The 519-nt window shown below is 41.8% G+C and carries 1 pseudogene; it reads right to left on the minus strand.

Annotation, left to right across the window (positions count from 1 at the left end):
* Window positions 1–478 (minus strand): annotated as a pseudogene (locus JUI58_RS11880) (IS200/IS605 family accessory protein TnpB-related protein); the annotation flags it as partial.
* Window positions 479–519: the final 41 nt, after the last annotated feature.

Genomic DNA, 519 nt, shown 5'->3' on the forward strand with positions numbered 1-519 from the left:
GGTTTTTCCCTTGTTTTTTGACGGGGATTTCTGCTGACCATACCCAATCTTTTCCATTCCAGATTTTGATTTGAATTGTGCGATATTTTTCCCCATAGCGAATCTGTTGACCTTTGTACAATGAAGGGTAACTTCTGCACATTGCTGTTAGTTTTGGCGGTTGGCAAAAGCGATGTTTTCTCTCTCCTGATTGCCATGCTCTATATCTCGTTTGGAAACTTGACACTATCCCAATAGCATCGGCTATCCCTGCTCTTCTTAAGTAACTGGGGAATTTGCGGAATGAGGGATATTTTTGCACCACTAATTGAAAATAGCGGTGCTTGGGTTCGGGATTCTTTGCGGTTTGATGAATCTCTTTCTCTATGGCATTGACTCGCTCTTTTGTTGTTAATTCTGCTAGTTTTAGCCATTGAGCATTTACGATTAATACGAGAGCCTTGAGATACCGACGATACTCCTCAATCGTCAAAACCATGAGACGTTTTTCCTCTGGGGATGCTGATAAATCCCAAACGT

The sequence above is a fragment of the Spirulina sp. CCY15215 genome (assembly GCF_016888125.1).
Taxonomy (GTDB): domain Bacteria; phylum Cyanobacteriota; class Cyanobacteriia; order Cyanobacteriales; family Spirulinaceae; genus CCY15215.